Source organism: Exiguobacterium sp. MMG028 (assembly GCF_027947425.1).
In the GTDB taxonomy this organism is placed as follows: Bacteria; Bacillota; Bacilli; order Exiguobacteriales; family Exiguobacteriaceae; genus Exiguobacterium; species Exiguobacterium aestuarii_A.
Window position 1 is genome coordinate 1,195,777 of record NZ_JAQJIN010000001.1, and the last position, 14,062, is coordinate 1,209,838.

Sequence of the window (14,062 nt, forward strand, 5' to 3'; positions counted from 1 at the left end):
TTTCACTCCTTTATCACGGCATCGATATAGATTTCTGGATTGACGAGCGGCTCAATCGCTTGCGTGATATACGGATGGATGGCTTCTGCCCCAAATCCGTATGCGACCGCAATGATGAGCAACAAGAAGACCGGCACAATCAAACGTTTTGTATACGGTACGAGTGGTCCGTCATACTCACGCTTCGCCTCTCCCCAGAATCCGTTCAAGAAGATCTTCATGACCGAATAGAGGACGAAGAGACTTGATAAGAGGACGAGAAGTGGTCCGAACAGTTCTCCTTCGTCCATCCCGCCTGATACGATCAATAACTTCCCGAAGAATCCACTAAGTGGCGGAATCCCTGCAAGCGAGAGCGCTGCGATGAAGAACGTCCATCCGAACAGCGGGAAGCGTGTGATGAGTCCACCCATATCGCGTAGTTGACCGGATTTGGTGATCCCAATCATCATCCCGACGAGCATGAAGAGAACTGCCTTGATGATCATATCGTGAATCAAGTAGTAGAGCGACCCTTCAAGGGACGTCTGCGTGTTGACCGAGATCCCGTACAAGATGACCCCGACCGCGATCATGATGTTGTAGATGATGATCAGCTTCACATCGTTATAAGCGATGGCACCTGTCATCCCGATGAAGATCGTGAGGACAGCGAGCACCATAAGGAACGTCTGTAAAAACTCACCGTTCCCATCAAACAGTAGCGTGTACGTCCGCAAGATCGAGTAGACCCCGACTTTCGTCAAGAGTGCACCGAACATCGCGAGAATCGGTGTCGGTGCGACTACATACGCCCCAGGGAGCCAGTAGTGAAGTGGGACGAGTGCCCCTTTCATCCCGAAGACGATGACAAACATCACACCGATGACGGTAATGACGTCCGGGTTATCGACGAGCGGAATCTTCATCGCCAAGTCTGCCAAGTTGAGCGTACCTGTAACGCCATAGAGCAAGGCGACCGACATGACGAAGAGTGCCGAGGCGATGATGTTCACGAGCAAGTATTTGATGGACTCACGTAACTGGACGCCACGTCCACCAAGTACAATCAACACGTATGAAGACATCAAGAAGACCTCGAAGAAGACGAACAAGTTGAAAATATCACCTGTCGTGAAGGCACCGTTCACCCCGACGAGCAAGAAGAGCATCGAGATGTACAAGTAGTTGCCTTCATATGAGTCTGAGAAGTAATGGACGGCGAACCACACGATGAAGAGCGTGAGGAGAGTCGACGTCGTCACGAGCAGGGCTGACAACATATCCGATACGAGTGTAATCCCGAACGGCGCTTGCCAGTTCCCGAGGTTGAGGGTTTGAATCCCCTCCGTGGAGACCGTGTGCACAAGGAAGAGTGACACGATCGCCGTAATAACTAAAGCTCCAAGAGCCATCACACGCTGCAGCTGGACCCGTTTTGGCATGAACATCATGATGATGGCCGCAAGCGCAGGAATGACGATTGGAAAGACCGGTAAGTTAATCATACGATTCTGTTCCTTTCATTTCTTCCATATTGTCCGTGCTGAGCTCCTGATATGTGCGGTATGCAAGTACGAGAAAGAACGCCGTCACCCCGAAACTGATGACGATTGCCGTCAAAACGAGCGCTTGCGGTAACGGGTCTGTGAAATCAGTCACACCGTCGACGAGGACAGGGGCTGCCCCTGTCTTCAAACCTGCCGTCGTCAAGACGAGAAGGTGCGCCGCGTGACTGAACAAGGCTGTGCCGATGATGATGCGTAACAAACTTCTTGAGAGAACAAGATAGACGGCACACATCGTCAGGACACCGATGATGATGCTAACGAAGATTTCCATTATTCACTCTCTCCAATCGTTTGTATAATCGTCAAGGTGATTCCGATGACTACGAGATAAACTCCTAAGTCGAACGCAATCGCCGTGTGGAGCGTCTGTTCACCGAGAAGTGGTAAGTCGAACTTCCCGTAAGCATGCGTCAAGAACGGACGACCCAAGAACACCGAGTGAAGACCTGTCGCGAGTGCAATCAACAATCCACTTGCCGTCATGAGACGGTAGTCAATCGGGAGCACGTTCGCGAGCGTCTTCGAGTCAAATGCGAGTAGCAACAAGACAAGTGCCGCGGATGTCATCAATCCACCGATGAACCCTCCACCTGGTGAATAGTGACCGGCAAAGAACAAATCGATCGAGAAGATGACGATGATGAAGAAAATGATAATCGCGGCCGTCTGCAAAATGACGTCATTGACGTGTTTGCTGTTTTGCTTCATGTGCACCTTCTCCTTTCGTACGTCGTGTTGTTCTAAATTTAATCATCGTGTAGATCCCGAAAGCCGCAATTCCAAGAACGACGATTTCAAACAAAGTATCAAATCCACGGAAGTCGACGAGGACGACGTTGACCATGTTTTTACCTGCTGCAAGCTCATACACGTTCTCTTTGTAATACTCGGAGATCGAGGTGAGCGATTTATTCGTGAGCGCCATGAAACTGAGGAGCATCACGGTCGTCCCGACGAGAATCGCTACGATGGCATTCCCGACTTTGAAACGCATCCGTACTTCCTTCTTGCTGATGTCCGGCATGTGATAGAACACGAGCAAGAACAAGGCAACCGAGACCGTCTCGATGACGAGCTGCGTGAGTGCCAAGTCAGGTGCACCGAAGAAGACGAAGAACAATGCCACGCCGTAACCGACAACCCCGAGTAAAATGATTGACGGGAGACGCGACTTCATGAAAAGAATCGCGAGCGCCGCAAGCATGACGACGGCTCCGAGCACGTATTCATACGGTGCAATCTCTGCCAAGTTCTCGAACGAGAATCGGTACATGTCGAACCACCAGATACTAAAGAGCATCATGCCTGATAGGAAGACGAAAATATAGATCAAATACGACCGGATGAATCCAGTCATGTAGTTGTCTTTAAAGCGGTATGCTGCCTTATTCGACCAGACGAGCGTACCATCGTACATCCCGTTGAGCGTCAAACGATGTGGGATTCGATTGTAGATGCCCATCCATTTGCCCATTTGCCAGAACAGCAACGAACCGAGGAGAACGACCCCGATCGTCATGAACAACTCTGGCGTCAAACCATGCCAGAAATAGATGTGAACATCGACTTCTTGCCCTTGCGCGACGAGTGTCGGATAGATCGACTCGACGGCCGGTTTGATGAGCGAGTTCGACAAGACGTTCGGGAAGAACCCGAGACCGACAACGAGAAGCGCGAGGATGGCCGGCGAAATCAACATGCCGATTGGCGCCTCATGCGGTTTCTTCGGCAATTGATCGAACTTCGCCTTGCCCATGAATGTCCGTGTGAACAGCATGATGCTGTAGATGAACGTAAACACACTTCCGACGAACGCGATGACCGGAAGTAAGATTCCAATTGTATCGAGTGCGAAGAAGTCGGCCGAGAAGACTTTCGTCGTCGCTTTTAAGAACATCTCTTTACTCAAGAAACCATTAAACGGTGGAAGACCGGCCATCGATAATGAACCGATGACGGCAATCGTGAACGTGATTGGCATGACCGTCATCAGACCGCCAAGCTTACGAATGTCACGTGTGCCCGTCTCGTGGTCGACAATTCCGGCCATCATAAAGAGCGAGCCTTTGAATGTCGCGTGGTTGATCAAATGGAAGATCGCTGCGATCGTCGCGACCATAAAGATATTGTCATCCATACCGTCATAGTGGAGCGCAGCCGCCCCTAGACCGAGGAGTGACATGATCAACCCGAGCTGACTGACTGTCGAGAATGCCAAGATTCCCTTCAAGTCGGTCTGCTTCACGGCGTTGAACGAGCCCCAGAACATCGTGAACATCCCGACTCCGGCAATCGTCCATAGCCAGACCGATGACTCTTGGAACACCGGGCTCATACGGGCCACGAGGTAGAGACCCGCCTTGACCATCGTTGCCGAGTGGAGGTACGCACTGACCGGAGTCGGTGCTTCCATCGCGTCAGGCAACCAGATGTGGAACGGGAACTGCGCCGATTTCGTGAACGCCCCGAGCAAGATGAGAATCATCGCGACAAGGAAGAACGGGCTCTCGGCGATGACGCCAGAGTTCGCGACCATATCACGAATGCTGTACGAACCAATCATCGACTCGAGTAAGACAATCCCCCCGAGCATCGACAATCCACCGAATACGGTGAGAAGCATCGACTTCTGTGCGCCGTAGCGTGAACGCTCTTTCTCATACCAGTAACCAATCAACAGGAATGATGAAATCGATGTGAGCTCCCAGAACATATACATGACAATCATGTTGTCCGAGAGAACGACCCCGAGCATCGCACTCATGAACATCAAGAGATATACATAGAAATGCCCGAGTGACTCTTTGTCCTTATTCAAATAATAAATGGAATATAAGACAACGAGTGCGCCGATCCCCGTGATGAGGAGGGCGAACAATAGACTGAGTCCGTCAACGTATGCCGTGAAGTTGATCCCGAGGGACGGCATCCACGCAATCGTCTCTGTCACGACGTCCCCTGCACTCGTGATCGGAATGAATCCGGCGAAGTAGGTGACGAGCACGACCGGAACGATCAAAACGAACCAGCCTGTATGAATTTGCTTCATCCCCCGAAACAAGAACGGGATGAACGGTGCCGCGAGAAGCGGCAACAAAATAGCTAAATGTAACAGCGACAAGAAAATTCCTCCTTCGAACAGAGTCGTACAATAGATTGAGCCGTAAAGTAAGGTCACTTGACTCCATCATGTCTTCCTCATGAGTATAGCGTAAATTTTCAGTCTGTTTCCATGATAAAAGCTTCCAGTCCGCTCACGCCCTCACTAAAATTCCGAATCTTTTAAATATGAAGGAAGCCGACGGAATTTCTTCAAAAAAAATTTTGAAATCAGACGATATGTATCGGATTTTTCCGTAAATGAGGGTGTGTGGAATAACTCAACCTATTCCCTACTTGCCTGTCCTTTTCCTTCTTTTCCGTTCGACAAAACAAAAAAGCAGCCGACTTCAATCGGCTGCTACGCAATTATTGTGCTGTTGCGATAAACTCTTTCAATGCTTCTTTTGGTTGGAAGCCCATTGTTTTCGAAACAGGCTCGCCATCTTTGAACATCATGAGTGTCGGGATACTTTGGATTTGGAAAGCACCTGCGACTTCAGGGTTTTCGTCGACGTCGAGTTTCACGATTTGGACTTGGTCACCCATTTCTTGATCGAGTTCTTCGAGAACTGGCGCGATCATGCGACATGGTCCACACCAAGTTGCCCAGAAATCAACGAGGACTACGCCCTCTTTTACATCTTGTTCAAACGATTGAGTCGTTGCGTGTTTAATAGCCATTTGTAAAAACCTCCCCAATAAGATGAGAGAGTCCTGATGTAGAACTCTCATGCAATTCATGTTCAGAGTATACCACGGAGGGTAACAACCCCAAAACGTTTTGCTTATTAGCTATTGACGAGGTGCTTGCGGAACTCTTCTGTCAACATTGGAACGACATCGAACAAATCACCGACGATGCCATAATCCGCCACGCTGAAGATGTTCGCTTCCGGATCTTTGTTGATCGCGACGATGACTTTCGCGTTACTCATCCCTGCCAAGTGTTGGATTGCCCCAGAGATTCCGCACGCGATATAAAGGTCTGGTGTGACGACTTTACCCGTTTGTCCGATTTGAAGCGCATAGTCGCAGTAGTCGGCGTCACATGCTCCACGTGAAGCACCGACCGCTCCTCCGAGAAGTTCCGCCAACTCTTCAAGCGGTTTGAAGCCGTCTTCGCTCTTCACGCCACGTCCGCCTGCGACGATGACTTTCGCTTCCGCCAAGTCGACTTTACCAGTCGCCTTACGAACAACTTCTTTGACGATCATCGCGAGGTCTTTCAATTCGACTGCTGGCGTTTCAACTGAGACGCTCGCGCCGGCTTGACGCGCGAGTGCGTCGATGTTGTTCGGACGAATTGTGAAGAACATGACCGAGTCTTTGAACTTCACTTTTTCGAACGCTTTCCCTGAGTAGATCGGGCGAACGAACTCAGCGTCACGACCCGTTCCCTCGATGGAGACGACGTCACTGATGAGTCCGGCATCGAGACGTGCCGCGAGTTTCGGTGCGATGTCTTTCCCGAGAGCCGTGTGACCGAGGACGATCATGTCTGGACTTTCTTGCTCGATCAACTGACGGAGCACTTGTCCGTAGCCGTCTGGCGTATAGTGTTTGAGGCGATCGTCTTCAACGACGAGGACACGGCTTGCGCCATACTCCCCAAGTTCTTGCGCGAGTGATTGCACGTGATCCCCAATCACGACTGCCGTCACATCGTCTGTCAATTGCTTCGCCGCAGCGATGGCTTCGAATGATACGTTACGTAACGCGCCTTCACGCGCTTCTGCGAGTACTAAAGCTTTCATCTATGATCTCCCCCTTAAATGACTTTCGCTTCCGTGCGAAGAAGTTGTACGAGCTCGCTCACTTGTGTCGACATGTCGCCTTCAAGGATACGCCCGGCTTTCTTCTCTTCTGGTAAGAATCGTTCGATCGTCTCGATTTTCGCTTCGATTTCATCTTCATCGAGGTCGATGTCCGTGAGTTCGAGTTCTTCGAGTGGTTTCTTCTTCGCTTTCATGATCCCTGGCAAGCTCGGGTAACGTGGCTCGTTCAACCCTTGTTGCGCCGTCACGAGAAGTGGGAGTGCGACTTCGATGACTTCCGTATCCCCTTCGACGTCACGTGTGACCGTAGCCGTCGTGCCGTCGATTTCAAGAGCCGTGATCGTCGTCACGTAGTTCATGTCGAGAAGTTCTGCGACACGTGGTGCGACTTGTCCGCTACCGCCATCGATTGCAACGTTCCCTGCAAAGATGAGGTCTGCGTCTTGTTCTTTCAAGTATGTGGCGAGCACTTTTGAAATCGTGACGTGGTCCGCATCTTCGACATCGTCCTCGATCGAGATCCGAACAGCTTTGTCCGCTCCCATGGCGAGCGCCGTACGAAGCTCTTTGTCCGCGTCTTCTGGTCCTACCGTGACGACCGTGACCTCTCCCCCGAGTGCGTCACGTTTTTGAATCGCTTCTTCGACCGCATATTCGTCATACGGGTTGATGATGAACTCAGCGCCGTCTTCTTGAATTTCCCCATTCTCGAGCTGAATCGCTTCCTCAGTATCAAACGTACGTTTCAGCAAAACAAAAATATTCATGGTTGATCCCCCTTTAGTCAATTCTTTCCCATCATTCATGAATCAGCATTCATTTTTTGAGCTAGTGATAGGGCTCACTGTTAAGTAAGCCCCTTCTTTAACATATGGTGCACATTCGGAAGCGTCGACATCAAGTCATACTTGAAGCCGCTCGCCATCCAGCTCGTCACAACCTCATCGATTGTGCCGAAAATCATCTGACGGGCGAGTCGATAATCTAGATCCTTGTCGAACTCTCCTGTCTCGATTCCGTGTTTGACGACCGAATCGATCAAATTCAAATATGGTTTGAGCACTTCTCCGATTTTTTGGCGAAGCACCAAGTTCGACTGTCGCAGTTCGATTTGTGTCACGACGGCAAGGTCGTAATCGGCCGACAGTTGTTTTAAATGTGATTCGATCAACTGATACAACTGATCTCCGGCTGTCGTCTCGTTCCCGATTTGTTGTTTCGAGTAGTCGATAAACAGCCCCATCTTCGCTTGGAACAACTCGATCAAGAGATGCTCCTTGTTTTTGAAGTACAAATAGATTGTGCCGTCCGCGACACCCGCCTCTTTGGCGATGGCTGTCACCTTTGCACCGTGATAGCCATGATTGGCAATTACTTTGACCGCCGCATCAATGATTCGGTCACTTTTCGAAATATGATTTGTCATTAACCCCAAGCTCCTTACCGCTGCAGAAAAATGAATGATGGTTCATTCATTTATTATTCTATCATGCATACGCTTGGTGTCAACTGCTTTGTTTCACTTGTTTCGCCTTCTCTTCGTCGACGAGGACGCGGCGTAAAATCTTACCGACGAACGTCTTCGGCAACTCGTCACGGAACTCGTACAGCTTCGGCACTTTATAAGCCGCGAGTTTCTCACGACAATGTTTGTCGAGCTCTTCTTCGGTCACGCTCGACCCGTCGCGAAGGACGATGAACGCTTTGACCGTCTCACCACGATACGGGTCAGGGACACCGATACAGACCGCTTCCTTGATGGCCGGATGTTCGTAGAGCACTTCCTCGATTTCACGCGGATAGACGTTGAATCCACCGGCGATGATCATGTCTTTCTTCCGGTCGACAATATAGAAGAATCCGTCCTCGCCCATATACCCAAGGTCACCCGTCGCGAGCCATCCATCTTTCAAAACGGCTGCCGTCTCCTCCGGTTTTTGCCAATAGCCTTTCATAACTTGTGGACCGCTCAGCATGATTTCACCAATCTCCCCGATGTCTGCCTCCGTCTCTCCGTCTGCTTTTACTATTTTAGCAGAAGTATCCGACAGCGGCGCACCGATTGAGCCGACGATTCGCTTATCCCATAAGAAGTTCGCGTGCGTAACCGGCGACGTCTCAGACAATCCATATCCTTCGACGATGCGACCACCAGTGATCTTCTCGAACTCCTCTTGTACCTCAATCGGAAGCGGTGCCGAACCTGAGATACACGCCTCAATCGAAGACAAGTCATATTTTTTCAGTTTCGGGTCGTTCAAGATCCCGACGTACATCGTCGGAGCACCCGGGAAGAAGTGCGGCTTTTTCTTCTGAATCGTCTTCAGGACATCCGTCACTTCGAAGCGCGGCACGAGCACGAGCTCATACCCGTTTGTGACACCGAAGTTCAGACAGCACGACATTCCGTAGACGTGGAAGAACGGAACGACACACAAGACGCGCTTCTCATCTCCGCGATTGTATTTATAGAATAAGTTCGTGATTTGGTCCGCGTTCGCCGTCAAGTTAAAGTGGGTCAACATGACGCCTTTCGGAAGTCCCGTCGTTCCTCCTGTATATTGAAGAACCGCGACATCTTCTTTTGGATCAATGTCGAGCGGTGTGACCGGATTAAAGTCTTTGTAGTCTTTAAACGGTGTCGAGCCGGTCGTATCGATCACGATATTATTTTCACGTTTCACTTTGATCGGATACAGCTTGTTTTTCGGGAACGGTAAGTAATCGGCGATACTCGTCGTGATCACGGTCTGGATCTCCGTCTTCTCACTGACGCGAAGCGTTTTCGGATAGAGCAAGTCGAGGGTGATGACGATTTTGACGCCCGCATCCGTGATGAGGTTATCAAGTTCCCGTTCCGTATAGAGCGGGTTCGTCTGGACGACGGTCCCACCTGCATAGAGCACGGCATAGAACGAGATGACGTATTGAGGACAGTTCGGAAGCATGAGGCTGACGCGGTCCCCTTTTTCAAGTCCTTTCGCTTGGAGCATCGTGGCGAGTCGACGTGCGGCATCATCGATCTCCGCGAATGTCCACTCTTTCCCGATAAAGGAGACAGCCGTACGATTCGGATAATCCTTTGCTGCGCGAGACAATGCCTCATAGAGCGGCTTTACCTCGTAATCGATCGACTGGGGCATACCTTCTGGATAATCTTGTAACCACGGTTTGTTCATCGCTGTTCCTCCTTGGAAATGAATACTCATTCAGTTAACTCTATTATAATGCTAAGAAAACGCTTTCATCTACCCTTTACCCGATAATTTTCAGAAAATATCAAAAAAAGCGATTGGATTTGTCATCCAATCGCTGTCATACCCGCCTAAAATAGGAATTGTTCGAATCCAGCTGTTCAAGCTTCTGATTCATTAATTGTTTTAACTCATTCTCGTGACGAATGTTCGAGAAATCCGTTCCGAACCACGCTTCCATCTCTGGGCGAGAGAAGGCGTATGTCCGGTTCGGAAAAGCGAAGCGGACAATCTCTGCATTCGGAATGAGCGTGAAGTAAACAGCCGCATTCCGAATCGCAAGACGCTCTTGCTCCGCCCGCTCCATCCCTGGATCTTCGTAACGGACGGTCAACCCATATGGACGTTTCTTCGTCTGCAGCTCGACCGATTGATAGCATTCGTGTAGCGGCAAGCTTCCAGCAATCCCGACGACAGCGGCATTGTCCCCGACTTTCGAGCCTTTATATTCAAAGGCGTCCGGTTCAGCATTCGTGCAACCTACTAGTGAGATGGCGAGTACGAGCAACAGACAGAAGCGTTTCATTGGTGTCCCTCCTTACGATTTGAGTTTCAAGTTGAAGCGGTAGAGCAAGCGTTTGGCGAGTAAGTGAGCCAGGAAGGCCGCAATCACAAATCCAATCACATACAAGATCATGTTTTGCGGGTACGAGATGACCGAGAACAATACGCCACCTAACATCGCGAAGCAAATGACGATGACGATATGGATGAGCCACAACCAGCTCGAGAACATGAAGAAGCGTCCGTTGTTCTCTTGTGGTGCTTCCTTGAACATCCACAACCCGAGACCGAATGTGAGCACGATGTTCGCGATCGAAAGAATCGGGGCGTACGTGATAAAGTCATTCCACACCGATTGATCGGTATACACTGAATACATATCGACATTGAAAATATTGTTTAGCGGTGACAAAATTCGCATCGGGATACTTTCAAACGCTTCTTCAACGAACAAGAAGAGTCGATCTGGGAAAAAGGCATAGAGTGAACCTTGGACGAGAAGTAAAATCCCCATCGGAAAGATGAGCGCGACAAACGTCCAGATGACTTGTGAGATGGACTCTCCGCCAAACGATCCCATCCATAATGAGAGCGAGAAGAACGAAATTCCGGACAGCATCAAGAATAGAATCATCGCAATCACCTTGAACTCTTTTCCTTCCATCAAGAAGGAGTAATCGGAGAAGCGGATGATGAGGAACATCAACGTCCCACCAATCAAGGTCGATGTTACAATTCCTGTCGCACCGAGCACCCATTTCGATATGTATAGCTGGGTACGCGTGTACGGTAACGACATCGTGAAATCGGACATTTGGCTATTGCGTTCACTTCCGATCAACACGGACGCCATGAGGGCACCGAAGATGACAAACAAGAAAATGACACCGCCTGACGGAATGAGTCCGTTCAGACCTCCGAGGTATCCGTATCCAGATCCATCCCCGAAGAAGTCTTCCGGCACCATCTCGTTCACATCACCTGTCACGATATCTGGGAAGTCGCTTGGGTTTTGTTTAATTTCAAGAATCTGTTGTTCGTACGCATACATATCCGTCCACACCGGCACCGTGAAAGCGACGATCCCTAAGAAGACGAGCAAGATCCAAAGCAACGACACTTGTTTCCAATCTTTCTTCAACAACACTTTAGACGGCATGGGCTTCTCCTCCTAACTGGATACGGAATACGTCTTCGAGAGACATCGGAATCTCTTCGATGAGCATCGGATTGTATGAATCGATGAACGTCTCGAGCTCCTCCGTCCGTTCTTTCGCCATGAATAGCACGACACGTCCTGTCACACTAATGATTTCGATATCTTTTCGTTCGAGCAACTCGACCGGGACATGATCGTTGAAGACGACTTGCCACTTGATGCTGAGGGCACGCGCCTCTTCGAGCGACATGATCGCTTTGACGCGCCCACTCTCGATCATGATGATGCGGTCGGCGATTCGTTCGAGTTCGTGCAACTGGTGGCTCGAGACGATGATCGAGCAGTTCCGCTTCTCGACCTGGGCGATCATCAGTTTCAACACGTCTGACTTGGCAACTACGTCTAAACCGTCCGTCGGTTCATCAAGCAGATAGTATTTCGCTTGGACGGCGAAAGCGAGTGATAACGTGACGAGCGCCTTCTGTCCTTTTGACAGCTGGCGAATTTTTTTATTGTCGATATTGTAACGCGTCAACGTCTCACGGAAAGCGGAACGATTGAACGATGGATAGATCGACTCATACAGGTCGGTCGCCTCGTTCACCGTGTAGTGTTTGAGTGCATCCGCCGAATCCGGTACGAAGATGACGTCCCGTTTCAGTCCCGCGTCTTTAAAGATACTTTTCGTTCCATATAACACGTCTCCCAAATCTGGGCGGATGATTCCGACCATCGTCCGGAGAAGTGTCGTCTTGCCGGCACCGTTACGCCCGACGAGCGCAACGATTTCTCCTGATTCGACAGTAAAGTCAATTCCGTCAAGAATCGTCTGACGGTCGATTTGTTTACTCAGTTGCTCAACTTTCAGCATTGGCTTCCCCTACTTTCTCATATTCGGTCCGCAATACGTCGATGGCTTCTTCTAACGGCACATTCGCATAATGGCAATCAATCGCAATCTTCTTGATCGATGCGATGACCGGTTCTCTTGATGCATCATCATCTACCCAGTCTTCGGAGACGAATGTCCCGCGCCCGCGTCGCATCTCGAGGAGTCCGAGTCGCTCCAACTCCTGATACGCCTTACTAACCGTATTCGGATTGATGACGAGATCGGTGGCGAGTTCGCGCACAGACATCACCTTGTCTCCCGGACGTAAAATGCCGCGGATGACGAGCTCTTTCGTTTGATTGACGATTTGTTCGTATAGCGGTTCTGAACTCTTCATATCGATTTTGTATAACATGGGTCACACCCTCTCATAGTCAATGTCACTCTTTAAGTGTATTATATGTATTAGTACACGTAATTGCAATAGTATTTCGAGGGCACTTTCAGTTTACAGGGAAATGGAAATGATTTGAATAAGACTTTGGACCGAGGTTTCTCCTCGATTTATCAGGTACATTGGGAAAGAGGTGACGAAATGATGAAAAAACGAATCGTGGCAGGCGTTGTCGGCGGGCTTCTCGCTGGTGGGTTCTTCGTTTATACGACGATCGAAAAATCCGAGACACGAGATGCATATAGTACTTATTTAAAAGAAACGTATCAGGAACAACCCGACATCGAACTGTCATGGGATTGGAAGATGGGCGGTTATGTCGGGGAAGTCACATTGACGAACGAACCGTTCGCCGGCACTTATTTTCTTGAGACGTATGGAGACGGCTCCATCCATGACAACGTGCTCGAGACGTATTGGGAACGTGAGGCAGAGCGGACAATTCACGAGCGGCTCGTATCGGACGGAATCCTAAAAGAGGAAGAGACCGTCCGTGCGGAGGTGCCGATTGGTGTGTCCGATGATGTGCAAGCGAACGTCACCCCGACCCCGACGTCTATTTATGAGACGAATCCGGAGACGTATCTCGACGTCTCCATCATGTTTCATGAAGACTGGAACAACACGGACGAACAGAAACAGCGCATTCTCAACATCATCCGCGAAATCGAGTCTGACGTCTACTCGATCCATTTCTCGTTCGATGGGAAACCAGGTGGCAATGACGACTATACGGAACGGTATATGATGTTCACGCGTGAAGCGTCTGATATCGACCCGTCATTCCTCGACGTGCGGACGATTGAGGATTTGAACGCCTACGACCGTCTTTACGGATTCGACGAGACGACGTTCATGACAGAATATCATTTTGATGGCACTCCCATCGAAGACGAGACGACACGGTAATTTCGGTGTCGTCTTTTTTTGAGCGTTTGACTTTACACGCAATCCGAAACGTTGTATCGTTTGACAAGTCAACGATTGATAAGTCAATTGAGGAAGGTGGGACGCAATGGACCTACGTGAAATCAGCCGATTACTTTACCAAATCAAGTTGGCGGAACAAAACGTCGCATTATCGTTCGAACGGGAGACGGGCTTCAGCCTGACCCGCTACGAGATGCTACAAGTCGTCAAAGAACGAGGCGTTTGTTCGCAACGCGTGATTAAAGAAGAGATGAAAATCGACAATGCCGCCATCACCCGACATTTAAAAATCCTCGAAGAAAAAGGATATGTCATCAGAGAGCGGAACGCGGAGAACCATCGCGAGATGTTCGTCCGCGTGACAGAGAAAGCAGAGCAAGACCTCGGGCACTGCGAACGAGACGAACAGGCCAACCACCTCGTCTTACAAGCCTTGTCTGCTGAAGAGATTCAACACTTATCCGGACTGCTTCAAAAACTGAACAGTCACACCTAAACAGAG

15 protein-coding genes are annotated in these 14,062 nt (G+C 49.8%); 2 read left to right on the plus strand and 13 right to left on the minus strand.

All coding sequences use genetic code 11. The features are described from left to right. Window positions 1-2: 2 nt before the first annotated feature. The 13 genes from PJK55_RS06275 to PJK55_RS06335 all read right to left on the minus strand — a co-directional run bounded on the left by PJK55_RS06275 (window position 3) and on the right by PJK55_RS06335 (window position 12,591). Window positions 3-1,487 (minus strand): Na+/H+ antiporter subunit D, encoded by a 1,485-nt coding sequence (locus PJK55_RS06275; protein WP_214785304.1) that lies wholly within the window; start codon window positions 1,485-1,487, stop codon window positions 3-5. Further along, window positions 1,480-1,821, minus strand: a complete 342-nt coding sequence (locus PJK55_RS06280; RefSeq protein ID WP_074037549.1) for a Na(+)/H(+) antiporter subunit C — start codon at window positions 1,819-1,821, stop codon at window positions 1,480-1,482. The genes PJK55_RS06275 and PJK55_RS06280 overlap by 8 nt, the downstream gene beginning before the upstream one ends. Continuing rightward, entirely contained in the window at window positions 1,821-2,258 is a 438-nt protein-coding gene (locus PJK55_RS06285) for a Na(+)/H(+) antiporter subunit B (protein ID WP_271305128.1), read from the minus strand. The genes PJK55_RS06280 and PJK55_RS06285 overlap by 1 nt, the downstream gene beginning before the upstream one ends. Further along, entirely contained in the window at window positions 2,230-4,671 is a 2,442-nt protein-coding gene (locus tag PJK55_RS06290; RefSeq protein WP_271305129.1) for a Na+/H+ antiporter subunit A, read from the minus strand. The genes PJK55_RS06285 and PJK55_RS06290 overlap by 29 nt, the downstream gene beginning before the upstream one ends. Window positions 4,672-5,018: 347 nt before the next feature. After that, window positions 5,019-5,333 (minus strand): thioredoxin, encoded by a 315-nt coding sequence (gene trxA / locus PJK55_RS06295; RefSeq protein ID WP_015881090.1) that lies wholly within the window; start codon window positions 5,331-5,333, stop codon window positions 5,019-5,021. Between the two features lie 107 nt (window positions 5,334-5,440). Beyond that, window positions 5,441-6,406 (minus strand): electron transfer flavoprotein subunit alpha/FixB family protein, encoded by a 966-nt coding sequence (locus tag PJK55_RS06300; protein ID WP_214695236.1) that lies wholly within the window; start codon window positions 6,404-6,406, stop codon window positions 5,441-5,443. A gap of 14 nt (window positions 6,407-6,420) precedes the next feature. Beyond that, complete coding sequence (locus tag PJK55_RS06305; protein ID WP_074032747.1) at window positions 6,421-7,194, minus strand: electron transfer flavoprotein subunit beta/FixA family protein; 774 nt, start codon at window positions 7,192-7,194, stop codon at window positions 6,421-6,423. Between the two features lie 80 nt (window positions 7,195-7,274). Beyond that, window positions 7,275-7,853 carry a TetR/AcrR family transcriptional regulator gene (locus tag PJK55_RS06310; protein WP_214695232.1) on the minus strand — a complete coding sequence of 193 codons (579 nt, stop codon included), beginning with the start codon at window positions 7,851-7,853 and terminating at the stop codon, window positions 7,275-7,277. Between the two features lie 79 nt (window positions 7,854-7,932). After that, window positions 7,933-9,606, minus strand: coding sequence for an AMP-binding protein (locus tag PJK55_RS06315; RefSeq protein ID WP_271305130.1), 1,674 nt, complete (start codon window positions 9,604-9,606; stop codon window positions 7,933-7,935). Between the two features lie 136 nt (window positions 9,607-9,742). Then, window positions 9,743-10,207, minus strand: coding sequence for a DUF4825 domain-containing protein (locus tag PJK55_RS06320; RefSeq protein WP_271305131.1), 465 nt, complete (start codon window positions 10,205-10,207; stop codon window positions 9,743-9,745). Window positions 10,208-10,219: 12 nt separating this feature from the next. Continuing rightward, window positions 10,220-11,344 carry an ABC transporter permease subunit gene (locus PJK55_RS06325; RefSeq protein WP_271305132.1) on the minus strand — a complete coding sequence of 375 codons (1,125 nt, stop codon included), beginning with the start codon at window positions 11,342-11,344 and terminating at the stop codon, window positions 10,220-10,222. Further along, window positions 11,334-12,215 carry an ABC transporter ATP-binding protein gene (locus PJK55_RS06330; RefSeq protein WP_271305133.1) on the minus strand — a complete coding sequence of 294 codons (882 nt, stop codon included), beginning with the start codon at window positions 12,213-12,215 and terminating at the stop codon, window positions 11,334-11,336. Before PJK55_RS06330 ends, PJK55_RS06325 begins: the two co-directional genes overlap by 11 nt. Then, window positions 12,202-12,591, minus strand: a complete 390-nt coding sequence (locus PJK55_RS06335) for a GntR family transcriptional regulator (protein WP_074032742.1) — start codon at window positions 12,589-12,591, stop codon at window positions 12,202-12,204. Before PJK55_RS06335 ends, PJK55_RS06330 begins: the two co-directional genes overlap by 14 nt. A gap of 183 nt (window positions 12,592-12,774) precedes the next feature. Here PJK55_RS06335 and PJK55_RS06340 point away from each other — a divergent pair, with 183 nt between their 5' ends. Both PJK55_RS06340 and PJK55_RS06345 read left to right on the plus strand, forming a co-directional pair. After that, window positions 12,775-13,539: a hypothetical protein gene (locus PJK55_RS06340; protein WP_271305134.1), complete on the plus strand. Its 765-nt coding sequence runs from the start codon at window positions 12,775-12,777 to the stop codon at window positions 13,537-13,539. Between the two features lie 106 nt (window positions 13,540-13,645). Further along, complete coding sequence (locus PJK55_RS06345) at window positions 13,646-14,056, plus strand: MarR family winged helix-turn-helix transcriptional regulator (protein WP_271305135.1); 411 nt, start codon at window positions 13,646-13,648, stop codon at window positions 14,054-14,056. Window positions 14,057-14,062 lie beyond the last annotated feature (6 nt).